The 25,030-nt window shown below is 60.8% G+C and carries 23 protein-coding genes; 7 read left to right on the top strand and 16 right to left on the bottom strand.

The features are described 5' to 3' along the window. Positions 1 to 15: 15 nt before the first annotated feature. Positions 16 to 834, bottom strand: a complete 819-nt coding sequence (locus QRN46_RS14365; RefSeq protein WP_011333883.1) for an alpha/beta fold hydrolase — start codon at positions 832 to 834, stop codon at positions 16 to 18. Between the two features lie 345 nt (positions 835 to 1,179). Continuing rightward, on the bottom strand, positions 1,180 to 3,354 hold the full coding sequence (locus QRN46_RS14370) for a TonB-dependent siderophore receptor (RefSeq protein WP_011333884.1): 2,175 nt from the start codon (positions 3,352 to 3,354) through the stop codon (positions 1,180 to 1,182). A gap of 406 nt (positions 3,355 to 3,760) precedes the next feature. Between QRN46_RS14370 and QRN46_RS14375 the strand changes: the two genes are divergently transcribed. Next, positions 3,761 to 4,201, top strand: coding sequence for a hypothetical protein (locus tag QRN46_RS14375; RefSeq protein WP_041475246.1), 441 nt, complete (start codon positions 3,761 to 3,763; stop codon positions 4,199 to 4,201). A gap of 121 nt (positions 4,202 to 4,322) precedes the next feature. On the opposite strand, the gene QRN46_RS14380 is transcribed toward QRN46_RS14375, so the two are convergent. From QRN46_RS14380 to QRN46_RS14400, 5 genes are all read right to left on the bottom strand, one after another. Then, positions 4,323 to 4,742 carry an organic hydroperoxide resistance protein gene (locus QRN46_RS14380; RefSeq protein WP_011333886.1) on the bottom strand — a complete coding sequence of 140 codons (420 nt, stop codon included), beginning with the start codon at positions 4,740 to 4,742 and terminating at the stop codon, positions 4,323 to 4,325. A 301-nt stretch (positions 4,743 to 5,043) separates the two neighbouring features. Then, positions 5,044 to 5,961 carry an AraC family transcriptional regulator gene (locus QRN46_RS14385; protein WP_201818394.1) on the bottom strand — a complete coding sequence of 306 codons (918 nt, stop codon included), beginning with the start codon at positions 5,959 to 5,961 and terminating at the stop codon, positions 5,044 to 5,046. 81 nt (positions 5,962 to 6,042) lie between these two features. Next, on the bottom strand, positions 6,043 to 6,300 hold the full coding sequence (locus tag QRN46_RS14390) for an Atu4866 domain-containing protein (RefSeq protein ID WP_039773158.1): 258 nt from the start codon (positions 6,298 to 6,300) through the stop codon (positions 6,043 to 6,045). 19 nt (positions 6,301 to 6,319) lie between these two features. Then, positions 6,320 to 6,538, bottom strand: a complete 219-nt coding sequence (locus QRN46_RS14395) for a hypothetical protein (RefSeq protein WP_201818257.1) — start codon at positions 6,536 to 6,538, stop codon at positions 6,320 to 6,322. A 177-nt stretch (positions 6,539 to 6,715) separates the two neighbouring features. Next, complete coding sequence (locus tag QRN46_RS14400; protein WP_201818259.1) at positions 6,716 to 7,480, bottom strand: SDR family NAD(P)-dependent oxidoreductase; 765 nt, start codon at positions 7,478 to 7,480, stop codon at positions 6,716 to 6,718. A 284-nt stretch (positions 7,481 to 7,764) separates the two neighbouring features. On the opposite strand from QRN46_RS14400, the gene QRN46_RS14405 reads away from it, so the two are divergent. Next, complete coding sequence (locus tag QRN46_RS14405; RefSeq protein WP_041475248.1) at positions 7,765 to 8,709, top strand: helix-turn-helix domain-containing protein; 945 nt, start codon at positions 7,765 to 7,767, stop codon at positions 8,707 to 8,709. Between the two features lie 180 nt (positions 8,710 to 8,889). After that, positions 8,890 to 9,624 carry an SDR family oxidoreductase gene (locus tag QRN46_RS14410; RefSeq protein WP_011333892.1) on the top strand — a complete coding sequence of 245 codons (735 nt, stop codon included), beginning with the start codon at positions 8,890 to 8,892 and terminating at the stop codon, positions 9,622 to 9,624. Positions 9,625 to 9,694: 70 nt separating this feature from the next. On the opposite strand, the gene QRN46_RS14415 is transcribed toward QRN46_RS14410, so the two are convergent. From QRN46_RS14415 to QRN46_RS14430, 4 genes are all read right to left on the bottom strand, one after another. Beyond that, the gene (locus QRN46_RS14415; protein ID WP_201818262.1) at positions 9,695 to 11,047 is read right to left on the bottom strand and encodes a cytochrome c; all 1,353 of its coding nucleotides are present in this window, start codon (positions 11,045 to 11,047) and stop codon (positions 9,695 to 9,697) included. 17 nt (positions 11,048 to 11,064) lie between these two features. Beyond that, positions 11,065 to 13,308, bottom strand: coding sequence for a xanthine dehydrogenase family protein molybdopterin-binding subunit (locus QRN46_RS14420; protein WP_285355378.1), 2,244 nt, complete (start codon positions 13,306 to 13,308; stop codon positions 11,065 to 11,067). Further along, positions 13,308 to 13,763 carry a (2Fe-2S)-binding protein gene (locus QRN46_RS14425; protein WP_085611777.1) on the bottom strand — a complete coding sequence of 152 codons (456 nt, stop codon included), beginning with the start codon at positions 13,761 to 13,763 and terminating at the stop codon, positions 13,308 to 13,310. Before QRN46_RS14425 ends, QRN46_RS14420 begins: the two co-directional genes overlap by 1 nt. A 78-nt stretch (positions 13,764 to 13,841) precedes the next feature. Then, positions 13,842 to 14,774: an AraC family transcriptional regulator gene (locus QRN46_RS14430; RefSeq protein ID WP_285355382.1), complete on the bottom strand. Its 933-nt coding sequence runs from the start codon at positions 14,772 to 14,774 to the stop codon at positions 13,842 to 13,844. 229 nt (positions 14,775 to 15,003) lie between these two features. On the opposite strand from QRN46_RS14430, the gene QRN46_RS14435 reads away from it, so the two are divergent. Beyond that, a complete protein-coding gene (locus tag QRN46_RS14435) occupies positions 15,004 to 16,212 on the top strand; it encodes an MFS transporter (RefSeq protein ID WP_221614828.1) in 1,209 nt (402 codons plus the stop codon). A 188-nt stretch (positions 16,213 to 16,400) separates the two neighbouring features. Here the strand turns inward: QRN46_RS14435 and QRN46_RS14440 are convergent, their stop codons facing one another. From QRN46_RS14440 to QRN46_RS14455, 4 genes are all read right to left on the bottom strand, one after another. After that, positions 16,401 to 17,399 (bottom strand): NADP-dependent oxidoreductase, encoded by a 999-nt coding sequence (locus tag QRN46_RS14440; RefSeq protein ID WP_285356080.1) that lies wholly within the window; start codon positions 17,397 to 17,399, stop codon positions 16,401 to 16,403. Between the two features lie 67 nt (positions 17,400 to 17,466). Further along, positions 17,467 to 18,336, bottom strand: coding sequence for an alpha/beta fold hydrolase (locus tag QRN46_RS14445; RefSeq protein ID WP_285355384.1), 870 nt, complete (start codon positions 18,334 to 18,336; stop codon positions 17,467 to 17,469). 82 nt (positions 18,337 to 18,418) lie between these two features. Then, positions 18,419 to 19,207, bottom strand: coding sequence for an SDR family NAD(P)-dependent oxidoreductase (locus QRN46_RS14450; RefSeq protein ID WP_285355386.1), 789 nt, complete (start codon positions 19,205 to 19,207; stop codon positions 18,419 to 18,421). A gap of 39 nt (positions 19,208 to 19,246) precedes the next feature. Further along, positions 19,247 to 20,347: an alkene reductase gene (locus QRN46_RS14455; RefSeq protein WP_285355388.1), complete on the bottom strand. Its 1,101-nt coding sequence runs from the start codon at positions 20,345 to 20,347 to the stop codon at positions 19,247 to 19,249. 150 nt (positions 20,348 to 20,497) lie between these two features. Between QRN46_RS14455 and QRN46_RS14460 the strand changes: the two genes are divergently transcribed. From QRN46_RS14460 to QRN46_RS14470, 3 genes are all read left to right on the top strand, one after another. Continuing rightward, positions 20,498 to 21,094 carry a TetR/AcrR family transcriptional regulator gene (locus QRN46_RS14460; RefSeq protein WP_285355390.1) on the top strand — a complete coding sequence of 199 codons (597 nt, stop codon included), beginning with the start codon at positions 20,498 to 20,500 and terminating at the stop codon, positions 21,092 to 21,094. A 129-nt stretch (positions 21,095 to 21,223) separates the two neighbouring features. After that, on the top strand, positions 21,224 to 21,844 hold the full coding sequence (locus QRN46_RS14465; protein ID WP_285355392.1) for a TetR/AcrR family transcriptional regulator: 621 nt from the start codon (positions 21,224 to 21,226) through the stop codon (positions 21,842 to 21,844). A gap of 198 nt (positions 21,845 to 22,042) precedes the next feature. Next, positions 22,043 to 23,314: an OmpP1/FadL family transporter gene (locus QRN46_RS14470; RefSeq protein ID WP_285355394.1), complete on the top strand. Its 1,272-nt coding sequence runs from the start codon at positions 22,043 to 22,045 to the stop codon at positions 23,312 to 23,314. 75 nt (positions 23,315 to 23,389) lie between these two features. Here QRN46_RS14470 and QRN46_RS14475 read toward each other — a convergent pair whose 3' ends face one another. Then, on the bottom strand, positions 23,390 to 24,850 hold the full coding sequence (locus QRN46_RS14475; protein ID WP_285355396.1) for an efflux transporter outer membrane subunit: 1,461 nt from the start codon (positions 24,848 to 24,850) through the stop codon (positions 23,390 to 23,392). Between the last annotated feature and the right edge of the window lie 180 nt (positions 24,851 to 25,030).

Consider the following 25,030-nt stretch of genomic DNA (forward strand, 5'->3'; position numbering starts at 1 on the left):
GGGCACCCCGGCAAATCACGCATTGATAAACGCCAGAAGATCCGCGTTGATGGTGTCGCCGTTTGTGGTGCACATGCCATGGGGCTGGCCGGGGTAGGTTTTCAGCGTACCGTGCTTGAGCAATTTGATTGAGAGGTGAGCCGAATTGGTGATCGGCACGATCTGGTCATCTTCACCGTGCAGCACCAGGGTCGGCACATCGATGTTTTTCAGGTCATCGGTGAAGTCGGTTTCGGAGAACGCGCTGATGCAGTCGTACTGCGCCTTGATCCCGCCGTTCATGCCCTGACGCCACCAGTTTTCGACGATCGCTTCAGACACTTTCGCACCTGGGCGATTGAAGCCGTAGAACGGTCCGCTCGGGAAGTCACGATAAAACTGGCTGCGATTCTGCGCGAGTGCCTTGCGCAACCCGTCAAACACCTCCATCGGCAGGCCTCCGGGATTTTTTGCGGTGCGCAGCATGATGGGCGCTACAGCGCCGATCAGCACGGCCTTGGCCACCCGGCCGCGACCATGCCGCGCCACGTAGCGCGCCACTTCACCGCCGCCGGTGGAGTGGCCGATGTGCACGGCGTTGCGGATGTTCAGGTGTGCCATCAACTCGGCAATGTCGGCGGCGTAGGTGTCCATTGCGTTGCCCATGGCCGTTTGCGAGGAGCGACCATGGCCACGTCGATCATGGGCGATGACGCGAAAGCCCTTGTTGAGGAAGAACAGCATTTGCGTGTCCCAGTCATCACTCGAAAGGGGCCAGCCGTGGTGGAAAACGATCGGCTGGCCGTGGCCCCAGTCCTTGTAGAAAATCTGCGTGCCATCCTTGACGGTGAACATTCCCGAATCGCTGCCTTTACCGGCGCTTTTGCTGCCCCCTGACGCGGATGCCGGTGTCTGCTGCGTCGCCAGCGCCGGCAATGCCACCGCCAGGGTAGCGGCCATGGCACCCGTCGTGATCAAGCCACGACGGGTGGTTCCGTTTTTCTCGTCAGTCATTTTGAACACCCATTGAGTTAAAGAAGTTGCACAGGCGGCGCAAGGCTGCAGCCCTGGCCGAAGGCAATCTTTGGGCAAAGGGGTACGACTGACCACCAGACATGGGTTTTTGAAATTAACGCTTTGGTATGTAGGTGTGGCGGGAGGAATCTTGGCGGGGGTGGCGCGTCCCTGCGCCTGGACAAATTAGAAGGTGTATTTGGCCGTCAACATCATGTTGCGCGGGCTGCCATAGCTGTCGCCGCCGTAGCTGACGGAGTTGGCGATGGTGGAGTAGTACTTGCGGTCGAAGATGTTGTTGGCGTTGAGTTGCAGGTTGAGGTTTTCATTGACCCGGTAGCCGGCCATCAGGTCGGTCACGGCGTACGCGCCTTGCTTGAGTCGGTAGTTGCCGCCATCGAGCAGTTCGATGTCGTTGTACATGCGGCTCTGCCAGGAAATGTTGCCGCCCACGCGAAGTTTTTCCAGCGGGCCCTGAAAGTTGTAGCGGGTGGTCAGTTTGAACAGGTGCTCCGGCGTGTCGGTGTCGAACTGCTTGTTCACGTTCTGCGGGTTCGCCTCATCCTTGATGGTGTGCGTACGGGCGTAGGTGTAGCCGCCGCCGATCTGCCAGTTGTCGGTGAGCGCGCCTTGCAGTTCGAAGTCGATACCCTGGCTGCGGATCTCGCCGGAGGCCTCATAGCAGGAAGACTGCGGGCAGTTCGGCACGAACACCTGCACCGCGCGGTTTTCCTGATCGACACGGAACACGGCGAGGCTGGCATTCAGCGCGCCGCCCAGGTATTCGCCCTTGATGCCGACCTCGTAGTTCTTGCCCACGATCGGCTTGACCGGGTTACCGGAGGTGCCCTTGTTGCTCTGCGGGGTGAAGATGTCGCTGTAGCTGGCGTACACCGAATGATGGTCGTCCAGCTCGTAGATCAGGCCGGCATAGCGGGTGACGTTGCGGGTGACTTTGTAATCGCCGTCGCCATCGCGGTTGTCGTAGTCGTACCAGTCCAGACGTCCGCCGAGGATCAGTTTCAGCGGGTCGGCCAGGCTCAGGCGGGTGGTCAGGTATACGCCGTCCTGAGTGGTGACTTCACGTGTGTTGTTGGTGTGGACGAAGTCCGGCTTGCCGGCGTTGATCGGCCAGTTGGTGTCGTACGGCGAGTAGTTGTGGGTGGTCAGGTCGTAGATGCGTTTGCTGGCGCCGACCACCAGTTCATGGCTGCGTCCGAAGGCTTCGAACGGGCCGCTGAAGAAGGCGTCGAGACCGGCCTGGTTTTCATCGGCCTTGGATTGGTAAACCGTGCGGGCCAGGGTGTCGTTGACCCAGCGCGACTGGTACGAGCCGGAGAACAGCGCGTTCTGCTCGGAATAGTTGGCGTTGACCTGCAGCTTCCAGTCGTTGGCCAGTTGCTGACGGATCTCGGCGAAGACGGTGTTGATTTCCTGATCCTTGTCTTCCCAGGAAGTGCCGGGGTTGTACGAGCGCGGGAGGTCGAGGTGATGGCCGTCGAGGCCGATCATTGATGAACCCCAAAAGTAGTTGGTCCTGTCCTTTTGGTGCGAGAAACCGAGGGTCAAAGTGGTGTCGTCGCTCAGATCGGCTTCGGTGACGGCGTAGAACAGGTTGTGTTGCTCGTCGACGTCATCGATGAAGCTGTTGGCGTCGTGGTAGGACGTGACCACCCGGCCGCGCAGGGTGCCGCTGTCATTGAGCGGGCTGGAAGCATCGAGCTCGCCGCGATAGTTGTCCCAGGTCCCGGCGGCGCCGGTCAGGGTCACGCGCTGCTCGGCCAATGGGCGTTTGCGCACCAGGTTGATCGCCGCCGAAGGGTTGCCGGCACCGGTGACCAGACCGGTCGCGCCCCGAACGACTTCAACCCGGTCGAACATCGCCAGATTCGGCTGGGAGCCGACGTTCACGCCGTCGTAGCCGCTCGGAATGCCGTCGTACATCAGGTTGTCGATGTTGAAGCCCCGGGCTTTGTAGGCCTGTCGGCCGGGGCCGTTGGAGTAGTCGAGGAACAGCCCCGGCGTGGCGTTGACCACGTCATTGATGCTGGTCATCGCCTGATCGTCCATGCGCTGGCGGGTGATGACGGTGACGGCTTGTGGTGTTTCGCGCAGGGTCAACGGCAGTTTGGTGGCGGTGGCCATGGTGCCGGTGGTGTACGACTCCGAGCCTTCGGTGGTACTGCCCAGTTGGGTGGATGTGATTGCAGTCGCGCCGAGTTCGAGGGTGGCGGGCGGGGCGGTGTCCTGCACCTCGCGGGTTTCATCGGCCAGCGCCGGGGTCATGACGGCCATGCAGATGGCCATGGACAGGAGGTTGCGTGACGGGTTGAAACGATGTGGCGAGGTGGGGCGCGACATGGAGGCTTCCTGATTATTAAATAGCAAACAAAGCGCTGTTGAGAATCATTGCCAATAATTGTGTCAGGGTTTTTTACAGCGACAAAGCGATTCGTGAAAGAAATGTGAAATCGCGCAACGGGAGAGGGAGCTGGGTCTGTGTCGTTACGGAACCGCTCAAGCACGGCCCTTGGCGCTCAGACAGCCGAAAAGCCGCTTGTCAGTTTCCAATGCAAACCAACAGGTTGGCGTCTACTTTTGTGGCCGGGTCAGTCAAATGACAGGAGAAATTCTGAAGTCATTCATGCGCTTTCGAACTGGCCCCGTGACGTTGATTTCAGGATGGATCTTGAATGAGGCGCGGAGCAACGCCCAGGCGATGCGTAACGGAGAAACCGCGCCTTTGAGCTTGTTAAGGAGAACGCAGATGGCAATCAGCCGAGTCACCGAAACAACCGATAAAACCGCACTCGTCAAAGCCGAGGTGTACCGCTGGTACAACCTCTTTTTCCCGTGGTCGCGCGGCGTGGCTTCCCAGTCGGAAGACGCGATAAAGCCTTTGTACGATGCCCTGGCGAACGATTTCCGGGTGGTGCTCACGGACGGTCAGATCATGGATCGGGAGAACTACTGGGAACGCCTTTGGGGACTGCACGGCAAACGTGCCGGAAGCCCCGAGTCGCACATCATCAATCTCTCGATCACGCCGCTTCCCGGTGACTTCTTCCTCACGGTTTTCGACCTGGTCAAGAACGGGATCACCAAGAAGAAAGTCGACTCGGCGCTGATGCGCCTCGACCCGGATTCGCCATCGGGAATCTCGTGGATTTACGTTCACGAAAGCGAGCACGAGACGTCGTTCGCGTAAATCGTTCAATGACCGTTCGCTCCTCTGGTTGTTTGAACCGGAGGAACGGCATCGCTCAACCCTGTAAAAAAACCGCCCGAAGCCGTGCATCGGGCGGTTTGCAGGATCAAACAGGGCTGATTCAGATCAGCCGCAGGGTGACGTCGATGTTGCCGCGAGTGGCCTTTGAGTAAGGGCAGGTCTGATGCGCCGCGTCCACCAGCGCCTGGGCAACCGAAGGCTCCAGCCCCGGCAGGCTGACACTCAAGCGTGCCTGAAGGAAGAACGCATCACCGGTCTTGCCCAGATCGATTTCGGTTTCGACCGCCACATCCGCCGGAAGCCTGATCTTCTGTGCCGCGGCTGCCTTGCCCATGGCGCCGATGAAGCAGGCCGACCAGCCGGCTGCCAACAGCTGTTCCGGATTGGTGCCGCTGCCATTCGAACCCGGTGGCGAGAGCTTGATGTCCAGATTGCCGTCAGAGCTGCGTGAGGCGCCATCGCGCCCGCCAGTGGTGCGGGTCTTGCCGGTGTACAGCACGGTGTCGAGTTGATTGATCATGGAAATACCTGCCTGAGTGATGGGTTAAGTCGGACAGCGAAGGTTCCGATGGCCCACACTTTTGCATTGGCATGTACCCGTGATGTGTCGTGCGGCGGCGTTTTTGTATCGCTCTGTAGCCTGGCCTGGACATCGGGGACGAGGCAGGCCATTGGTTCCTGTCGCTTATCACGTCAGACGATACGCATTGACCGCTTACAGACTCGCTGTGCATTGCGCAAAGGGGCAGGCTTGGGTCTGCCTGCCTCTTTCGCGATCCGGGCGGATAACCGTTCCCGGCGTCTGCGTCAACGTGCGGGGTTTACCCCGTGCGACGCGTGCGGCTGGCATCTTTGGAAGGTGGGCAGCCAAACTGGCGACTGTATTCCCGGCTGAATTGCGACGGGCTTTCGTAGCCCACTCGATAACAGGCGCTCGCCACATCCAGCCCTTCGCCGAGCAACAGCCGGCGGGCTTCCTGCAGGCGCAGTTGTTTCTGATACTGCAGCGGACTCATGGCGGTCACTGCCTTGAAGCGATGATGCAATGTGGAGTTGCCCAAATTCGCGACCCGGGCGAGTTCTTCGATGCGCAAGGGTTGGGTGTAGTGGTTGTTCAACCAATCGATCGCCCGCGTAACCCGACGTGTTTGCGAGTCGCCGAGGGCAAGCTCATACAGACGACGGCCGTGCATGCCGCGTAGAAGGCGGTAATACAGCTCCCGCAAAGCCAGAGGTGCCAGCATGCCGATGTCTTTCGGGGTGTCCAGCAGTCGGACCAGTCGAAGCATGGTTTCCAGCAGGGGCACATCGACCCTTTCAAGGAAAAGTCCCAGTTCCGGCTCGTCCGGTACGCCCGCCGGCGGCGCGTCGGCGATGACCTGGGCAATTTCCGCGGCCTCGAAATCGAACCGGATACACAGGTAAGGCGCTTGCGGACTGGCCTTCAGCACGCGCCCGGCAACCGGGAGCGTCACCGAGACCACCAGGTAACTGAGCGGATCGTAGAGGTAATGATCGTCACCCAGGCTGATTTCCTTTTGTCCTTGAACGATCAGGCAAAGTGCCGGTTTGTGCACGGTATGGATCAGCTCCGAAGGTGCATCGAAACGAATCACATGCAGCGGAGCTATGGCGGTCTCATAGATCCCGGGTGTGGTAAAGCGTTGAGTCAGCAGCCGAACCAGTTCGTCACGGTAGATGGCTGTGTTTTGAAGGATGAAAGCATCGCTTTGTTCCATTTCAAGGCTCTCACATGTGTTCATGAGCGTCTGCCCGGAACTGCCCGGGCAGACGATATTCACCCGACATCATCAAAGTACTCATTGCCGATAGAGGATCATTCCGGCGTGATACAGCACGTCGTCATGAAAGTGGCCATCAGCGGTGAAGCCGGTGTCGTCCCAGTACTGGATGTAATCACCAACCAGTTCGTAGCGGCCCTGATAGGCGCTCTTGTTTTTACCACGGGCCTCGTCGTAACGACCAGTCGTCAGAAGCTCATGACGGATGAATCCATCCGCGGTGACCCACATGCCTGCGTAACGATGGTCCTGAGTGGTTTTTTTGGCATCTTTCATCACTTTTCTCCTCGGATGTTCAGACTGAGCCGATACGGCCCAAAGCCGTGCGATCAGAGCCGTTTTCGGCAACGCGAAAACCCGGAGTGCGATCACTGCCGCCTTCAGTGACGCGCATGCCGGGCGTCCGGTCAGATCCGTCAGCGGCCAGGTACAGACTGGTCGAGGAAAGGTTGATCGCGCAGGCCACCATCGCGCCGATCACCAGTGAAAGGGAAAGCCGTTTTGCGTTTTTCATTGTTCAGTCCTCATTGACGTTGTTCATCTGAGCGGCCTGCCGTGGCCTGTGTGTGCATCCGTTGCGTGCTTTCAGATTACGTAGCCGAGCGCAGCGGTGTTAGGACGAAACTGCCGCAGATTTGCCTGATCCTCTCGGGCTGGTCGGGCGTGTCCTGCGGCGCATTTGTGCTGCGGCTCAGCCGGCCGTGACCGTCATGCCGCCGTCGGCCATGACCACCGAACCGACCATGAAGCTGGCCCGATCCGAGGCGATGAAGGCGACCACTTCGGCGATTTCTTCCGGTTGGGCGGCGCGGCCGATCGGCGCCGCTTCGCCATGTTGGGCGAGAAAGGCAGGGCCATCGTCGACCACATCGTTGAGGATGTTGGTCACCACATCGCCGACACCGACAGCATTGACGCGGATGCCGTGGCCAATGACCTCAAGCGCCAGGGTGCGCGTCAATTGGGCCAGCGCGCCTTTGGAAGCGGTGTAGGCGGCAATGGTGGGGAAGGCGAAATAGGAAGCGTAGGACGCGATGTTGACGATCGATCCGGACTTGTTGGGCATCATCGCTTTGACCGCCTCCCGGCTATGCAAAAAGGCCGCCGTGGCGTTGACCGCCTGAATGCGTTCCCAGTCTTCGCGGGTCATGTCGATGACCAGTTTGTTGATGATGATGCCGGCGTTGTTGACCAGAATGTCCAGCCGACCGAATTGCTCGACGGCCAGGGCGACCGCGCGTTCGGCTGCGCCGTCCTGAGTGATGTCGGCCACCAGGGGGACCAGGCCAGGGCGGGCCAGCGCTTCAACCTCAGGGTTTATATCTTCAGCAATGACTTGGGCGCCGCGGGCGTGCAGCAGCAGTGCGATGGCCTTGCCGATGCCACTGGCCGCGCCAGTGACCAGCGCGACTTTACCGGCCACTTCGTTTGGGGTGCTGTTCTTGAAGTCGGTCATGATGTTCTCCAGCGTTTTGATCGAGTAGGGATAAGCCGTGTTGGCGCCGGCGAGGCGCTGTCATCGGCGACGGGTCTACTGTCTCGCAGCGGAGTGAGGTCGGCTTTCGTGAGATTGCCCACGCTGTCGGAGTTTTGCGCTGAATGTCAGTGAGGGAGGTTCGGTGCTCGATTCAACCCACGGCAAAAGCTCGATATCATCGAGCCGGTCTCCTGACGCGGCGTACGGGCAAGCGTCCGAGACCTGTCTGGCTTGGCACAGCCGAATCTGAAAAGGACGAGTTCATGGCACATACCGGGCGCACCTCCCAGGAACCGATGTCGACATCTTCTCGAGACTTGCGCATCACCGGCGAGTCGATGGGTGAGTTCCTGCCAGGCGAACCGCAGGCGTTACCCTCGCGCCCGGAAATCACCGACGTAGTGATTCAGCTGTTTACCCATCGCAGCGTTACTGAGCCCATTCTCGTGCCTGCGGTGGTGGAACCGCTGCTCGTTCTGGTTCTGGCCGGGGCGGCGACGGTAGAGGAGCGCGCATTGGGGGGCGAGTGGGAAGCTGCGCAGGTCAGTGCCGGCGATTTTTTCCTCACCAGCTCCGATGAGCCGTATGAAATGCGTTGGCAGACGCACGGAGGCGATACCTTCGAGGTCATGCATCTTTATCTCGGCCTGCCGCTGATCGAGCAAGCGTCTCGAGAGCTGTCGGGTCAGCACGCAGGGTCTGTGCGTTTGCGCGATGTTTCAGGGGCACGGGACGAGCGCGTCGCGTTTGTCATGGAGCAATTGCGCACCGAACTGCTTCTGGAACGCTCGCCCAGTGCTCTTTTCGCCCGCTCGCTGGCGCAGGCGCTGGCCGTGCATCTGGTGCGCAGCTATCTGGCTGAAAGCCAGCCCGGGCGTCGGGTCAACGCCTTGCAAGCCTTCAAACTGCGCAAAGTCACCGACGCCATGCGCGCGCATCTGAGCGCTGAGTTCAGCCTGGCCAAACTGGCCAGCCTTGCCGAGCTGAGCGAGTACCACTTCAGCCGCCTGTTCAAGCGGGCGACGGGGCTTTCGCCATCGCAGTACTTCATTCGCTTGCGCATGGCTCGCGCGCGGCACCTGTTGCTGGAGACCCGTCTTGGCGTCATCGACATCGGGCTGGAGGTCGGCTACTCAAGCCCCAGTCATTTCTCGCAGGTATTTCGTCGCGAAGTGGGCGTAACGCCCAGCGAGTTCCGTGGGGCCTGAGCGCCCCTACGCTACAAATTTGCAGGCGATGCACACAGACACGAATAGGCAAAAGTGGCGCAGGTTTCGGCACGCGCCGACGACGCCCGTGCCCTTAATCTTTTCGACGTACCCCGCAGCAACGACCGCGTCTTCAGCGGTCGGTGCTGAACTTCAATGCAGACAGCAGGAGCTACGGATATGTCGAACATTCAAAACAAAGTCGTCCTGATTACCGGTGCAAGCAGTGGTATTGGCGAAGCAGCGGCCAGGTTGATTGCTGCCAAAGGCGCGCATGTGGTCCTCGGTGCCCGCCGCACCGAGCGTCTGGACAAACTGGTCAGCGAAATCCAGGCCGAAGGTGGCTCGGCAAGTGCCTGCGCACTGGACGTTACGGATCTGCAATCGATGCACGCCTTCGTGGCGTTCGCCAAGACGCAACATGGCAAGGTCGATGTGATCATCAACAACGCGGGGGTGATGCCTTTGTCTCCGCTGGCTTCGTTGAAGGTCGATGAATGGAACCAGATGCTCGATGTCAACGTTCGCGGTGTGCTACACGGTATTGCCGCCGTCTTGCCGGACATGCAGGCGCAGGGTTTCGGTCAGGTCATCAATATCTCGTCCATTGGTGGACTCGCGGTTTCTCCGACAGCGGCAGTGTACTGCGCGACCAAATTCGCGGTCCGGGCTATCTCGGATGGTCTGCGCCAGGAAACGGACAAGATCCGGGTGACCGTGGTGTGCCCGGGCGTCGTCGAGTCCGAACTGGCCGATACGATTTCCGATGAGGTGGCACGCGAGGAAATGAAAGCCTTCCGGCGTGTGGCGCTCAATGCAGACGCCATTGCGCGGGCGCTCACCTATGCCATCGAGCAGCCTGATGATGTGGACGTGAGTGAGATTGTGGTTCGTCCGACCGCCAGCCCACACTGAGCAGTCTGGAGGCTAGCCAGTCCCGCGCCGTGCGCGGGACCAGCAAGTCGATGCTTTATCAATCTTTCCTCTAGCGCATCTGCAGGATGATCGGACTGCTGCTGGCCGGATCGGTGTGTTCACGCAGTTTGCCCACCGTCTGCGCATCAACGGCACTCCCCTGATTGCCCCAAGTGCTGCGCATGAACGTCAGCACTTCGGCGATCTGCTGATCCGACAGCTGCTCACGGAAGGCAGGCATGCGATAGGCATCCGGCACGCCCGCCGCCACCACTCGTTGCGAACCATTCAGAGTGATGTTGATTGCCGAGGCACTTTCCCTGGCCAAAGCCGAGGTAGCGCCCGCCAGCGGCGGCATCCATTGCGATTGACCCTTGCCGTCCAGACCGTGGCACGACGCACAGCGCGTCACGTAGGTCTGTGCACCGGGCGATTCCAGACGTTGCGCTGCCGAAACCGCTTGATACTGCCAAGGCGCGCCATCCCGTTCGCGATCTCCCGGAAGCGACTTCAGGTAGTGGGCAATGGCCGTCAGATCGTCGTCGCTCATGAACTGTGTGGAGTTGTTGAACGCCTCGGTCATCGAGCCGTAGACCACCGCGTGCTGGTTGCGACCGGTCTTGAGGAACTGCACGATCTCTTGCTCGCTCCAACGGCCCAGCCCGGTGTTGTGGTCATCGCGCAGGCTCGGCGCGTACCAGCCATCGAGCAGGGCGCCGGCGAGGTATGGCTTGCCGGACTCATCCAGTGCTTTTTCGTTGAACGCCAGGCTGCGCGGAGTATGACAACTGCCGCAGTGCCCGGCGCCCTGAACGAGGTAAGCGCCACGGTTCCACTGTTCATCCTGCGACGGTTTGGCTACGTAGGGCTCCGCGTCGACAAACACACCGTTCCACAGTGCAATCGGCCAGCGCAGGTTCAGCGGAAACGGAATTGCACTCGGGATGTTCGCTTGTTTCACCGGTGCCACGCCTTTCATGAAAAACGCATACAGCGCTCGTACGTCTTCATCACTGAGCTTGGCGTAGGACGGGTAGGGCATCGCCGGGTACAGACGGCGACTGTCGGGCGCCACGCCGTGGCGCACGGCCCGGTCGAAGTCCGCCAGGCTGTAGTGACCGATGCCGGTTTCTGTGTCCGGGGTGATATTGGTCGCATGGATTGAGCCCAGCGGCGTGGCCATTTCCAGCCCTCCGGCGAACGGCGCGCCGCCCGGCACACTGTGGCAGGCCACGCAATCGCTGAGCCTGGCGACGTATTCGCCACGGGCCACCAGCGCCGGATCGATGTCGGCCACGGCGATCTGATGGTTTTCCAGGCGCGAGACAGGCTCGCGGGTGACATACCAGGCCAGCAGGCCTGCCGCGACCAGACACGGCACGGCCAGCCAGCCAGCGGTTCTTGCGAATCGGCTGTTATTCATGAACGCTCCGGCGCTGATCAGGTGAAAGTGTGTCGGCTCAAGGGCAGGCTGCGTACCCGCTGACCGGTCAGCGTCGCCACCGCGTTAGCGACAGCGGGCGCGACCGCAGGCAACGGCGGTTCACCAATGCCACCCATTTTTTCCCCGCTCTCGACCACCCGCACATGCACCCGTGCCATCCGCGCAGGCGGCAGGATCGGGTACAAGTCGTAGTTGCGCGCCCGGGGTTTGCCATCCACCCACACGGCTTCCTCGACCAGCGTTTGCGACAGTCCCAACGCCACGGCGCCGTTCACCTGAGCCTCGACAATCGCCGGATTGACGATGCTGCCCGGATCAATCGCCTGCCAGATGTCGTGCACCTTGACCTGGCCGTTCTCGATGGACACCTCAGCGATCACCGCCGTCTCGGTACCGAACGGCGAAGCCATGGCCACGCCGCGCGCACGTCGGCTGCCATCCTCGGCGGTAAACGGCCCGCGCTTCCAGCCTCCGGACAGTTCACCCACCGCTTGTAGCAGCGTGGTCAGGCGTTTGTTGTCACGCAGCAAATGCAGGCGCAGCTCGAATGGGTCTTTGCCCCCTTTGTCGGCCAGTTCATCGAGGAACGATTCATAGAAGAAGTCGTTGAGGGAATTGCCCACCGAACGCCAGTAGCCGAGCATCGCCGGGCCTTTGACGTAAATCTGCGCGATGCGCTTGTTGGGGATCGCATAGGACTTGCCTGACAACCCTTCGAGCGCCGTCGGGTCGAGCTTTTCACCCTGTTTGCCGGCGAGGGCTTCGGTCGGGCCTTCGGTGGCACTGATCGCTTCGATTGCCAGCGGCCAGCCGTCGCTGTCCAGCGCGGCGCTGAAATTCACCGCTGCCACCGGTCGAAGCACGTCACGCAGGAACTCTTCTTCGCGACTCCAGATCAGTTTGACCGGGCGGCCAACTGCTTTGGCCAGCGCGATGGCCTGAGGGTAGGGACTGGCCGAGTCGTAGAGGAAATGCCGACCGAAGAACCCGCCCAACAGCGGCGAATGCAAGGTGATGCGTGACGGATCGAGCCCGGTGCGTTTGGCGATATCGGCGCGGAACATGTCCGGCGCCTGATTCGGCAGCCAGACCTCAAGCGAACCATCCGGATTGAATCGGGCCAGTGCTGAAGGCGGCTCCAGCTGTCCGTGGTTCAGGTATTGGTTGTGGTAAGTGGCGTCGATCCGGGTCTTGGTCTCTTTGAGAGTCGAAGCCACATCGCCTTCGTGTTCATCATCTCTGGCGGGGCTTTTATCTTCAGCGAGGCGCTTGAACCAGGCATCGCTGGAAAAGTCGGCGGGCATCGGCCGCACTTGGCTGTCGGCCGTCGGCTCTTGCCAGTCGACCTGAATCGCCTCGACGGCACGTTTGGCGTGCCACCAGCGCTCGGCGACCACCGCTACAGCGCCCGGCAGACGGTGCACGGAATGCACGCCTTTCATCGCCTTGACCTGGTCTTCGTTGCGCAAGTTGCCCACGGTCATCCCCAAGCGCGGGGCATGTTGAACGGCGGCATGCAGCATGTCGTCGACCTTCAGATCGATGCTGTACAGCGCCTTGCCGGTGGATTTGTCGTAGGCATCGAGACGCTTCACCGGTTTGCCGATCCAGCGGAACTGACTCGGATCACGCAGCTTCACCGAGGCCGGATCGGGAGCCGGCAGATCCATCGCGCGCTCGGCCAGTTCACCGTAGGCCAGCGAACGGCCCGATTTGGTGTGCACCACTTTGCCAGGCTCGGTGCTCAACTCGCTCACCGGCACGCCCAGTTGCTGCGCGCCGGCCTGCAACAGCATGGCGCGGGCGAGGGCACCGAGGCGGCGCATGACCGGGTAACTCATGCGCACCGACATGCTGCCGCCGGTGATGCGCAGGCCGTTTTCCATCACCACGTAGGCTTCTCCGGGCGGCGCTGCTTCGACCAGGAAGGTCGCCGGGTCCGCATCCAGTTCTTCACCGACGATCTGCGCCATGGCGGTGAACGTGCCTTGCCCGCCTTCCATGAACGGGCAGAGCAGACGCACGCGGTTGTCCGGGCGGATTTCGAGAAACGCCGGGACTTGGGTGCCGCGCTCGGCAGACGCTGCCGCTTGTACCCGTGTCGCACCGAGCGGCAGACCGAAGCCGAGCACCAATGCGCCGACGGCGGTACCGGTCAGGAAACGTCTGCGCGACACATTGATCGGTTCCTGCAGATCCAGTACTGAAGCGTGTTGTGAAGGGTCGATACGAACGTTCATCACGCGTCCCCCTTGCCGGCAAGTTCATGCACGGCGGCATGAATGGCGTTGTAGGTACCGCAGCGGCACAGGTTGACCATCGCCGCCTCGATCTGCGCATCACTCGGTTTGGGGTTCTGCTTGAGCAGCGCGGTGGCAGCCATCACCTGCCCGGACTGGCAGTAGCCGCACTGGGCGACCTGCAGATCGACCCAGGTCGAGACGACCCGTTTGCCCACGTCATCGGTTTCGATGGCTTCAATGGTGGTGACCTCGCGGCCAACCACACCCGCCACCGGCGTGACGCAGGAACGCACCACATTGCCGTCCACCAGCACCGAGCAGGCGCCGCATTGCGCCAGTCCGCAGCCGTACTTGGTGCCGGTCATGCCCAGATCATCGCGGATCACCCACAGCAAGGGCGTATCGGCGTCGGCATCGACCTGATAGGTCTTCTGGTTGATTCGTAGTTCCATGGTTCACCCGCTTGATCATCGGTTGACGTGCATTGTTATGAGCGGTGACACGCGGCGGGGCGCATCACCGGTTTTGGTTCAATTCGCGACTGTGCCGAGCGCGGCTGCCTCGAAGGGCTGCCCGCGCAAAAGGGCCATGTCGCGGCTCGGTGCGGTGCCGAACAGCCGGCCATATTCGCGGCTGAACTGCGAAGGACTTTCATAGCCGACCGCAAACGCCGCGCGCGAAACGTCCAGGCGCTCGACCAGCATCAGTCGGCGGGCTTCGTTGAGCCGCAGCCATTTCTGGTACTGCAGCGGACTCATGCCGGTGAGCTGGCGGAAATGATGGTGAAAGGTCGGCGCGCTCATCTGCACCCGCGCGGCCAGATCATCGATGCGCAGAGCATCGGTGTAGTTGACCTTGAGCCAGTCGATGGCCTTGGCGATGCGATAACCCTGACCGTCGACGGCAGTGATCTGCCGCAGCCGTGGGCCTTGGTCGGTGTGCAGCAACCGGTAGTGGATTTCCCGCAGAATCAGCGGCGCCAGGACCGGGATCGCCTCGGGTTCATCGAGCAGGGCCAGCAGGCGATCGAGCGCGTCTTCCAGCGCTGACGACAGGCTGCCAATCGCAGCGCCCGTACCCGTTGATGGCTGGCGTTTCGAGGGCAAGCCGCTCTTGGTAATGACCTCGGCAAGCATGCTGACATCCAGCTTCAGCACGAGGCCGACACAGGGCTGTTCAGGACTGGCGAGCATCACTTCGGAGTTGGCGGGCAGATCCAGTGAAGTGACCAGAAACCGCGAAGGGTCATAGCTGTAACCCTGACCACCCACCCACAGGCGCTTTTCGCCGCGGCCCACAAGAATCAGGCTGGGTTCGATCATGCACACAACGGGTGGTGCCGGTTGGTCGCGACGAAACAGAGACAGACCGGGTATCGACGTGGCGAAGTCGCCCGGTGCGCGCACGTGCGGGTCGATGTGCCGTGCCAAAGGTGATTCCTGGGGCAGAGGGGTCGGGATCATGTGGGCTCACTCCTTTGACCGAACTCTAATGCGCGCGCGAGACGTTTCCTATCCATCTCCCTGCATCGCCAGAGGATCAGGCAAGCATTCAAGAGGAATGCGCTAGGGAAGCACCGGACTGACCGGGAGAATGTGTCTATCTGTTACAGGGGCACTGCCCGGACGGGCGACAAACTGTTTGCCCCTGCGCATCACACCCCTACGTTTTTTCGCACCACGGGTAGTTTTCATGACGTTTCCTTCTACAGATCCTTCTAAAAGAGCAGGCGGCTGGAGCGCCGTGCTGGCGATGTCGCTGGCCGCATTCGCTCTGGTCGCTTCCGAGTTCATGCCCGTCAGCCTGCTGACGCCGATTGCGGCAGACCTGCACATCACCGAAGGTCAGGCCGGGCAGGGTATTTCCGTGTCCGGTGCCTTTGCCTTGATCACCAGTTTGTTGATCGCCTCGGTCGCCGCTCGCATCGAACGCAAGCAGCTTCTGCTGGGCCTGACCTTGCTGATGATCGTCTCCGGAACGGTCGTCGCACTCGCCCCGGGCTACCCGTCCTTCATGTTCGGACGTGCGTTGATCGGGATTGCGATCGGTGGTTTCTGGTCGTTGTCGGCGGCGACTGCCATGCGCCTGGTGAAGCCTGAACAGGTTTCCCGCGCGCTGGCCATCGTCAATGGCGGCAACGCTTTGGCCACGGTCATCGCCGCTCCGGCGGGCAGCTTCCTTGGCTCGTTGATCGGCTGGCGCGGTGCATTCTTCTGTGTGGTTCCGGTCGCGGTGCTTGCCGCCGTGTGGCTGCTGATCAGCCTTCCGTCTTTCAAGGCCGAGCGCCAGGCCGGTAGCGGCAACGTTCTGCGGTTGATGAGGCAATTGCCAGTGGCTTTGGGCATGGTCGCCGTCAGCGTCTTTTTCATGGGCCAGTTCATGCTGTTCACTTACCTGCGGCCATTTCTCGAAGGGGTCACCGGTGTCAGTGTTTCAACATTGTCTTTGATGCTACTGGGCCTGGGGCTGGCAGGTTTTATCGGCACCTTTCTGATCGAACGGTTTATGGGGCGTGGCCTCTATCGCACGTTGACCGCCATTCCGCTGATCATGGCGGTGATCGCGCTGGCGTTGGTCAGCTTCGGCAAATCACCGCTGCTGACCGCCGTGCTGCTCGGACTCTGGGGGCTGGTTGCCACAGCTGCGCCGGTTGGCTGGTGGACGTGGCTGGCGCAGACGCTCCCGGATGATGCGGAAGCCGGAGGCGGCTTGCTGGTGGCCATCGTCCAACTGGCGATCGCCGGCGGCGCAATCGTTGGCGGCCTGGCCTTTGATCTGAGCGGTTACAAAGCCACCTTCGAGCTTAGCGCCGCTGTCCTGGTCGCTGCTTCCGTGCTGGCCTGGCTGGCCGGGCGCAATGCCACGGAAGTTCATCTTGTCGAGCCGAACGCGACAGCCTGACGAGATCACCTGCAACCTTCCTTATGGCTCAAGCATCAAACTGCGCCAAACGATAACGGGCGGCTGAGCCTGCGCATCATCCGGTTGAAGCACTTGCTGCTCCTCTGGCGAAATCACTTCGGATGATGAGCGCTCAAGCAGTAAAAGCTGTGCAGTGTCTACGTTCGATTCATGAGTCTGCGGCTTGGTCATTTGAGCAAAACAACGACCTTGCCCTTGGCGCGTCCCTGCTCAACGTACTTCAGTGCTTCAGCCGTTGATTCAAAGGGGAAGGAGCGATCAACCACTGGTTTGATGATCCCGTCCTCCACGAGCGCGGTGATTTGTTGCAGTTGAGCGCCATTGGCCCGCATGAACACGAACGCGTAGCTGACATCCTGCTTGCGCGCTTTGCGACGAATGCCAAGGCTCAGCAGGCGCATGACTTGCTGCAATGGCCAGGACAAACCTTGCTCCCTCGCGAACTGCACAGTGGGTGGGCCCGAGATGGAAATGAGTTGGCCGCCGGGCTTCAGGACCTTGAGTGACTTCTCCAGCACGTCGGCGCCGAGGCTGTTCAGCACCACGTCGTAGTCATGCAGGACACTTGCGAAGTCCTGCTGTGTGTAGTCGATCACCAGATCGGCCCCCAGCGCCTTGACCCATTCGACATTGGCGGTACTGGTGGTTGTGGCGACAAACGCACCGAGGTGTTTGGCAAGCTGAATCGCAACTGTGCCGACGCCGCCGGAACCCGCGTGAATCAGCACTTTCTGGCCCTTTTGCAGCCGGGCGGTTTCAACCAGTACTTGCCAGGCGGTCAGTGCAACCAAAGGCAGGGATGCTGCTTGTGCCATGTCGGTATTGGCAGGTTTCAGGGCGACCGCGTTTTCGTTCACAGCGATCAATTGGGCGAACGTCCCGATCCGCGCTTCGGGCGGGCGAGCGTATACCTCGTCTCCCGGTTTGAAGCGTGTCACCTGCGGGCCGACTTCAACCACGACACCCGCCAGGTCATTGCCCAATATCAACGGAAAGGCGTAGGGCAGGATCAGCTTGAACTCGCCTTTGCTGATCTTCGAATCCAGCACGTTGACACTGCTCGCATGGACCTCGATCAACACGTCGTGGGCACCGACTGCGGGGGCGGGCGCTTCGCCAATGCGTCCGGGGTTCTTGCCATAGCCATCAATCAGAAATGCTTTCATCGTGGTGCGGCTCTTGCTGGTTGTACGGAGGGTAGTCGGTGGGTTGCGGTGTTGCTGCGTGACGTGATCAAGCATCGAGAAACGCCTGCGCCTTGGCCACAAAGTCGGCGTGATGCTGGAAAATCCCGCCGTGCCCGGCATCCTCATAAATCACCAACTGTGCGTCGGGGATAAGCCTGGCCAGTTCAAACGAGTTAACGCTGGGCACCATGATGTCGTTGTCGCCGTTGACGACCAGTGTCGGTGTGCGCAAGCGTCCGAGCGCTTGCCGCGGTTGTCTGCCCCACGCCGTGATGGCTTTCAATTGCCGCAGGAAGGCGCGTGGCGTCGGGCCCTTGTCGCGATTGTTCTTGCGTGCCTTGAGGCGTCTCAAATACTGCGAGGCAGATCGTCGTCCATTGGCCGACGAGGTGAAGAAAAGGTAGAACTTGGGATCGCGCAGGGTCAGCAAGCCTTTGAGGATCAATGGCCATGACACTGTGCCGACCTTGTCGATGCCGGTGCCGCCCGCCGGTCCAGTACCGGTCAGAATCAACCGGCGTACCAAGTCAGGCGCCTTGAGGGCAATGTCCTGAGCGACGAAACCTCCGAGGGAAAAACCGAGCACATCCACGGTTTTCAGCCCCAGCGCATTGATCAGCTGGATGGCATCGTCGGCCATTTCGCCCACCGTCAGTGGCGCGGTACCACCCGAGTTGCCGATGCCGCGATAGTCGGTGGTGATGACGCGTCTGGTTTGCGCCAGGCCATCGATGATCGCGGGGTCGAAGTTGTCCAGCACCGCGCCCCAATGATTGAACAGCACGAGGGGCACGCCGGTTGCGGGCCCGGTGTCGCGGTAGGCGAAGGGAATGCCGTTGACCGTGATCGACTGGTTCGCCGCGTCGATGAATGACGTCGGCGAACCCGAGCGGGAATTTGTCTGCATTGAACTCATTGTCACTCCGGCAAGCCGGCAGGATGCGATGCAATGCCATGTGCCTGCATCGAACCCGGCGCGAATGCTCGCTAGCAAAAAATCACTGTGGCGTCTGGTAGCGTTGGGCAACCGCAGACTGGCGGATTTGTCCCAGCAGGCCCTGGCGTGCGCCCTGCAGGTCATCCCAGCGCTCGGCTTCGTGCAGCGGCGGGATGGTCACAGGTTCGCGACGATCAAAACCGACCAGTGCGGCATCCACCAGATCACCCACTTCCATGATTTCGCTCAGGGTGTTGATGTCGACGCCGGAGCGATCCCAGATTTCCGTGCGGGTGGCGGCGGGCAACACGGCCTGCACGTAGACGCCCTGAGGCGAGAGTTCCAGGCTCAGGCCCTGGGACAGGAACAGCACGAAGGCCTTGGTCGCACCGTAGACGCTCATGCCGAACTCCGGCGCCAGGCCCACCACCGAACCGATGTTGATGATCGCACCGTCGCCGGCCTTGGCCAGGCGTGGGGCGATGGCGCTGGCGAGCCGCACCAGCGCCGTGGTGTTGAGGGCAACCAGTTGCGCGACGCTGTCGGTGCTTTGGTCGACGAAGTGGCCGGACAGCGCGGCGCCGGCGTTATTGACGAGAATGCCGATGCGGGCGTCGTCGCGCAGGCGGCTTTCAACGGTGGTCAGATCGGCGAGTTGGGTCAGGTCTGCCGGGATGACATCGACGGCGACGTCGTGCTCGCTGCGCAGGCGCGCTGCCAGTGTGTCCAGGCGGGCCTTGTCGCGGGCGACCAGAACCAGATCGTGGCCGCGTTGGGCGAAGCGGTCGGCGTAGACGGCGCCAATGCCGGTAGAGGCGCCAGTGATGAGAACAGTAGGGCGAGTGCTCATGGGGTATCTCTTTTTCAGGAGGTGAGAAACAGAACGCGCTCAGCTTGCGCTGACGCTCGATTCAGCCAGCGTCGGGTAGTCGATGTAGCCCGCCGCGCCGCCGCCGTAGAGGGTGGCGGGATTGAACGCGGACAACGGCGCACCCTGTTTGAGGCGCTCCACCAGATCCGGGTTGGCAATGAACGGGCGACCGAAGGCGATCAGGTCGGCCTGGTCTTCGGCCAGTCGCGCAGTCGCCAGGTCCAGGTCATAGCCGTTGTTGGCGATATAGGTGTTTTTGAAGCGCTGGCGCAGGGCGCCGAAATCGAAAGGGGCCACGTCGCGCGGGCCGCCGGTCGCGCCTTCGACCACGTGCAGGTAAACCACACCGAGGGCGTCGAGTTGCTCGACGATGTAATTGAATTGCGCCTGCGGATCGCTGCTGGAGACGCCATTGGCCGGCGACACGGGAGACAGGCGCACACCGGTGCGATCCGCGCCGATCTCGTTGATGACAGCCGCCGTCACTTCGAGCAGCAGACGCGCACGATTTTCAATCGAGCCGCCGTAAGCGTCGGTGCGCAGATTGGCGTTGTCCTTGAGGAATTGATCCAGCAAATAGCCGTTTGCACCGTGAATTTCCACGCCATCGAAACCGGCAGCGACTGCGTTGGCCGCAGCCTGGCGGAAATCGGAGACGATCCCCGGCAGTTCGCTGGTTTCCAGGGCGCGGGGTTCGGAGACGTCTTCAAAGCGGTTGTTGACGAACACTTTGGTCGCGGCACGCAGCGCAGAAGGGGCCACCGGTGCGGCGCCGTTTTCTTGCAGGTCAACGTGTGAAACGCGGCCGACATGCCACAGCTGCAGGAAGATTTTTCCGCCTTTGGCGTGGACGGCATCGGTGACTGTGCGCCAACCGTCTATCTGCGCCTGTGTGTAGATCCCGGGGGTGTCCTGATAACCCTGACCCTGTTGGGAAATCTGCGTCGCTTCGCTGATCAGCAAACCGGCGCTGGCGCGTTGGCTGTAATAGGCGGCCGCGTATTCGCTGGGGACAAAGCCCTGGCCTGCGCGGTTGCGTGTCAGCGGTGCAAGAACGACGCGGTTCGACAGCGTGAGACTGCCTAGCGTGTAAGGGGAGAAAAGAGTCTGTTTGGTCATCTGATGAATCTTCCGTGCCCGTGGATGAAGATCGGTGGGGATGTGAAATTAGGATGATGATCGAAATCTAAGCTGTCAACTGTTTTGATTATGGCCAACATCTATGTATCATCGAGCGCAGAAAATCCCGCTTAACACGAGGTATTGCACGTGAGAGTGACCAAGGCCCAGGCACAGGCCAATCGAGAACACATCGTTGAGACGGCCTCAGAGCTGTTCCGTGAGCGTGGCTTTGACGGCGTCGGTGTGGCGGATCTCATGGCGGCTGCCGGTTTCACCCATGGAGGCTTCTACAAGCACTTCGGCTCGAAGGCTGACCTGATGGCCGAAGCCTCGGCCTGCAGTCTCGGCAAATCGTTGACCGGCGCCCAGGCGCTCGATGTTCCCGGTTTCATCGACGTCTACGTGAACAGAGAACATCGCGACGGACGCGGCAGCGGTTGCACGATGGCCGCATTGTGTGGCGACGCGGCGCGTCAGTCGGACGATGTGAAAGCCACGTTTGCCGAAGGCATTGAACGCACCCTGCAAACTCTGGGGGAAAAATATCCGACAGGGCCGGATGCCGCAGAGGGCGAGGGGAGAAAGAAAATGATCGACCTGCTGTCGCGGGCGGTCGGCGCGATCGTCCTGTCACGCGCTTGCCCGGATGATTCGGCATTGGCGGACGAAATTCTTGAGGTTTGCCGCGCTGAAATGTTTGCTTCATTACCGGTGCTGCCGGTCGATCAAGTGGAAACACCGTAGAAGGGCCGATCCGCCCTTCGCGATGACTTGAACGTCAGCCTGTTATCAGCCGATCAGCCGGCTTTTCGTGACCATGTACTCTGTTGGTCACGATTTGTAAGTCCTCGACAGGGTGAGTAAGCTACGCCCATGAATCAGCCATCCCTATCTTCGCCCGGCCCACGTGGCCCAGTTGATCACGAGATTCGTGATCAGATCGTCGCGGCAGCCAATGAACACTTCAGCCAATACGGCTATGGCAAAACCACGGTTTCCGATCTGGCCAGGGCCATCGGTTTTTCCAAGGCGTACATCTATAAGTTCTTTGATTCCAAACAGGCGATCGGCGAAGCGATCTGCTCGAATTGTCTGGGCCAAATCGTTGCCGCGGTAGAGCAGGCTGTTAACGCAGAGGGGATTTCGCCGACCGAGCGTTTCCGCAGACTGGTGAAAACCGTGATAGCAACGGGTGTGGACCTGTTCTTCAATGATCGCAAGCTCTACGACATCGCTGCATTTTCCGCCGGGGAGCGCTGGCCCAGTGCGCAGATGTATGAAGACCAGATCAAGCGCTTTATCTTCGACATCGTGCGTGAAGGGCGGGAGCTCGGAGAGTTCGAGCGCAAGACCCCGCTGGACGAGACCGTCGAGGCGATTCATCTGGCCTTGCGCCCCTTCGTGAACCCGTTGCTGCTGCAGCACAATCTGGATTTTATCGAGGTTGCGCCCACGCTGACCTCCAACCTCATTCTGCGTAGCCTGATGCCCTGACCAATCCGGATCACCAGTTCAGGTGAGCTGAGCCAGAGCGCGACATCCCCCAACCAGGTTTCCTGTTACCGGCACATGCGTGCCGGTACGACGTTGTTTTTTACTTTATGTGACCATTGACTGAAATGGTCACTTGGATAGTATGGCTTCGCTGTTGTTCTCGATGTTGTTTTCCAGTGATCCCATAGAGTCCAGATAATGAAAAAAATAATGCTCAAGAATCCCGTCGGCCTGGCGGTCGCGCTGGTGTCCTCCAATGTGTTGGCCGGTGGTTTTGCCCTCAACGAACAAAGCATCAGCGGGATGGGGTCCGGGTTTGCCGGGCGATCTTCATCCGCCGAAGACGCCAGTACGATCTACGGCAACCCGGCAGGCATGGCGCGGCTTGAACGAGAGCAGGTGAGCGTGGGGGCGGCGACGCTGTTCGCCAAATCGGACATCAGCCAGACACGCAGTACGTTTGGGGGGAAGGAAGACGGCGACATGGTGCCCGCCACCACAGTACCGATGGGGTATTACGTGAAACCGATCGATGAGCGTTGGGCATTCGGCGTCGGGTTTTATGTGCCTTTTGGGCTGATCACCGACTACGGCAGTGGTTTTGCGGGACGCTATTACGCCAACAAAAGTGAAGTCACCACGCTGACCTTCCAGCCGACCATCAGCTACGCCTTTAACGAAAAGGTGTCGATCGGATTCGGGCCGACCATCAATCGTATCGGCGGAGAGATATCGGGCATGGTACCCAACCCACTCAGCCCCGGGCGCAACGACGGCAAACTCAAAAGCACCGGCGATGACACCGCACTGGGCTTCAATGCTGGCGTGCTGGTGCAGGCGACCGATCAGACCCGCCTGGGCCTGACGTATCACTCCAAAGTCAGTTACCACCTGGACGCCAAAACCAAGGTCACCGATGGCATCTTCAGCGTGCTGGGCGTCAGCGGCCGTAGCTATGACGCATCGCTGGATGTGGACACGCCGGAGTCGGTGGACTTTTCGCTGACACATCAATTCAACGACGACTGGACGCTCTATGTGGGCAGCACCTGGACACGCTGGAGCCGCTTCAAGGAACTGACCATTGAGAACAGCGGCTTGCCGCCGTTATTGAGCGGGCAATTGGGGACGATCAGCGAAGAGCAGAACTGGCATGACACCTGGGCTCACGCGATCGGTGCGGCCTATCGATTGAATAACCAATGGGTGCTGCGTGGCGGGTTTTCGGTCGATCAGTCACCCGCCAACAACACCAATCGGGGGCCGCGCATTCCGACGGGCGACCGTAAGGTTGTCAGCTTCGGCGCCGGCTGGACACCCGTGGACAATGTCACGATCGATCTCGCGTATTCCTATCTTTGGGAGGAAAGCGTCGAGGTCAACGACACCTCGGCATCGAGGGGGGCCTACCGTGCCAGGTACAAGAACAGTGCCAGCGGGTTCGGTACGTCGGTCAGTTATCGCTTCTAGTTGAGCGCCATCAAGCCAAATGCGGGTCGGGAGTACACGTGTCTCCCGACTCTTGAAGCGATCTGAGGTTGCCGCTCAGCGCGCCGCTACAGAACCCGGCTCAACGGGTTGCCATCCTCCACCGAGCGACTTGAATACCGCCACCGCCGCGCGGGCCGTTTCCGTCCGCGCCTGCGCTCTGGCGTCGGAGGCCTGCAGCAATGTTTCGTCGGCGTGCAGGACATCGATCAGGCTGGCGGTGCCTTTTTCATAGGCGGTGAACGAGGACTGGCGAGCTTGAGTCAGCGCCGCTTCGCCGCCGGTAAGGGTGGTGGTCTGAGTTTGCCGATTCACCAGTGAGGACAGCGCGTTCTCGACATCTTCGGTGGCGCGCAGTACTGACTGGCGATAGGCGGCCAATGCTTCAGATTCCTGGCCTTTGGCCTGATCGATCCGGGCGTTGATGCGTCCGAAGTCGAAAAGCCGCCAGCGCAGACCCAGGACAGCGCTCGACTGGCTCGCTCCGCTGGTGAAAAGATTGCCGCCGGAGACGGCAGTCGCGCTGCCGAGCAAGGCGCTGAGGGAAAATTTCGGGTAGTACTCGGCAATCGCTTCACCGATACGCGCGTTGGAGGCCGCAAGGCGGCGTTCGGCGACGATCAGGTCCGGTCTGCGCCGCAGCAGATCTGCCGGAGTGCCCAGCCTATTCAGCGACGGCACATCGGGAATCTCGCCCTCACGTGCCAGTTGCGTGCGGTGAGTGCCGGGAGGCGTGCCGAGCAGCACGTCCATCGCATTCATGGCCGCCTCCAGACCGCTTTGCAGTACCGGAACGGTCGCCTGGACTTGCGACAACTCACCCTCGGCCTGGCGCACCTGATACTCCGCGGCCAGACCCTTGCCGTAAAGTAGCCGGACCTTTTCCAGCAACGCGAGCCGGGTTTCGACTTGCCGGTTGGCAATCTCCAGCCGTGCCTGTAATCCGCGCAGGTTGATGTAGATATCGGCCGTTTGCGCAGCGATCGCCAACCTTGTAGCGGTGAAACCCGCTGCCGAGGACTGGTACTCGGCCAGTGCCGCCTCGCGTCCGCGGCGCAGTCCGCCGAAGACATCGACTTCCCAGCCCGCCTCGAGATTGGCCTCGTAGGCATTGCCGTAACGGTCGTAGCCGGGTGTTGAATTCAAGACTTGGCCCAGTGGTGTCTCGACGGACTGATAAGCGCGTGCAGCCTGTGCGCTGATGCTCGCCGAGGGCAGCAGTGCTGCATTGGCGGCGCCCAGGCCGGCCCTGGCCTGGGTGACGCGCGCTGACGCCTGCGCCAGGTCCAGATTCTGCTGCAGCGCCTGGTTGATGAAGTCGGTCAGCAGTGGATCATTAAAGTTTTTCCACCAGGCGACAAGATTATCCGGCGTCGATTCGGACCGCGGTTCGACAGCGGACTGGCCGACGTAATGGTCCGAAATCGGGGCGTCCGGACGATGGTAATCCGGGCCTACCGCGCAACCTGACATCAAGCCGGCGGTAACCAAAAGAGCAATCGGGCGGAGGGGGGGCATGTGAGTTCCTTGGCGGGCTGTTTGTGACCATAATATGTTTTGGTCACAATCTGTCAATTAGCGACGCTCGTGAAGTTTGGCAGTTTTCAGAGGTGGGTAGAGGGTTTTCTGATTGGTAAAGCTCGGCAGGGCCTACATGAAGTGACTATTGACTGTAATGGTCACAAGTATGAGAATATG

The organism is Pseudomonas sp. lyk4-R2A-10 (assembly GCF_030209075.1).
In the GTDB taxonomy this organism is placed as follows: domain Bacteria; phylum Pseudomonadota; class Gammaproteobacteria; order Pseudomonadales; family Pseudomonadaceae; genus Aquipseudomonas; species Aquipseudomonas glycinae.

What these genes read in the sequence shown, in the direction of transcription:
- QRN46_RS14365 (WP_011333883.1), bottom strand. Translation starts at nt 834, where the DNA reads ATGTTCACCGTCAAGGATGGCACGCAGATTTTCTACAAGGACTGGGGC.
- QRN46_RS14370 (WP_011333884.1), bottom strand. Translation starts at nt 3,354, where the DNA reads ATGTCGCGCCCCACCTCGCCACATCGTTTCAACCCGTCACGCAACCTC.
- QRN46_RS14375 (WP_041475246.1), top strand. Translation starts at nt 3,761, where the DNA reads ATGGCAATCAGCCGAGTCACCGAAACAACCGATAAAACCGCACTCGTC.
- QRN46_RS14380 (WP_011333886.1), bottom strand. Translation starts at nt 4,742, where the DNA reads ATGATCAATCAACTCGACACCGTGCTGTACACCGGCAAGACCCGCACC.
- QRN46_RS14385 (WP_201818394.1), bottom strand. Translation starts at nt 5,961, where the DNA reads ATGGAACAAAGCGATGCTTTCATCCTTCAAAACACAGCCATCTACCGT.
- QRN46_RS14390 (WP_039773158.1), bottom strand. Translation starts at nt 6,300, where the DNA reads ATGAAAGATGCCAAAAAAACCACTCAGGACCATCGTTACGCAGGCATG.
- QRN46_RS14395 (WP_201818257.1), bottom strand. Translation starts at nt 6,538, where the DNA reads ATGAAAAACGCAAAACGGCTTTCCCTTTCACTGGTGATCGGCGCGATG.
- QRN46_RS14400 (WP_201818259.1), bottom strand. Translation starts at nt 7,480, where the DNA reads ATGACCGACTTCAAGAACAGCACCCCAAACGAAGTGGCCGGTAAAGTC.
- QRN46_RS14405 (WP_041475248.1), top strand. Translation starts at nt 7,765, where the DNA reads ATGGCACATACCGGGCGCACCTCCCAGGAACCGATGTCGACATCTTCT.
- QRN46_RS14410 (WP_011333892.1), top strand. Translation starts at nt 8,890, where the DNA reads ATGTCGAACATTCAAAACAAAGTCGTCCTGATTACCGGTGCAAGCAGT.
- QRN46_RS14415 (WP_201818262.1), bottom strand. Translation starts at nt 11,047, where the DNA reads ATGAATAACAGCCGATTCGCAAGAACCGCTGGCTGGCTGGCCGTGCCG.
- QRN46_RS14420 (WP_285355378.1), bottom strand. Translation starts at nt 13,308, where the DNA reads ATGAACGTTCGTATCGACCCTTCACAACACGCTTCAGTACTGGATCTG.
- QRN46_RS14425 (WP_085611777.1), bottom strand. Translation starts at nt 13,763, where the DNA reads ATGGAACTACGAATCAACCAGAAGACCTATCAGGTCGATGCCGACGCC.
- QRN46_RS14430 (WP_285355382.1), bottom strand. Translation starts at nt 14,774, where the DNA reads ATGATCCCGACCCCTCTGCCCCAGGAATCACCTTTGGCACGGCACATC.
- QRN46_RS14435 (WP_221614828.1), top strand. Translation starts at nt 15,004, where the DNA reads ATGACGTTTCCTTCTACAGATCCTTCTAAAAGAGCAGGCGGCTGGAGC.
- QRN46_RS14440 (WP_285356080.1), bottom strand. Translation starts at nt 17,399, where the DNA reads ATGAAAGCATTTCTGATTGATGGCTATGGCAAGAACCCCGGACGCATT.
- QRN46_RS14445 (WP_285355384.1), bottom strand. Translation starts at nt 18,336, where the DNA reads ATGAGTTCAATGCAGACAAATTCCCGCTCGGGTTCGCCGACGTCATTC.
- QRN46_RS14450 (WP_285355386.1), bottom strand. Translation starts at nt 19,207, where the DNA reads ATGAGCACTCGCCCTACTGTTCTCATCACTGGCGCCTCTACCGGCATT.
- QRN46_RS14455 (WP_285355388.1), bottom strand. Translation starts at nt 20,347, where the DNA reads ATGACCAAACAGACTCTTTTCTCCCCTTACACGCTAGGCAGTCTCACG.
- QRN46_RS14465 (WP_285355392.1), top strand. Translation starts at nt 21,224, where the DNA reads ATGAATCAGCCATCCCTATCTTCGCCCGGCCCACGTGGCCCAGTTGAT.
- QRN46_RS14470 (WP_285355394.1), top strand. Translation starts at nt 22,043, where the DNA reads ATGAAAAAAATAATGCTCAAGAATCCCGTCGGCCTGGCGGTCGCGCTG.
- QRN46_RS14475 (WP_285355396.1), bottom strand. Translation starts at nt 24,850, where the DNA reads ATGCCCCCCCTCCGCCCGATTGCTCTTTTGGTTACCGCCGGCTTGATG.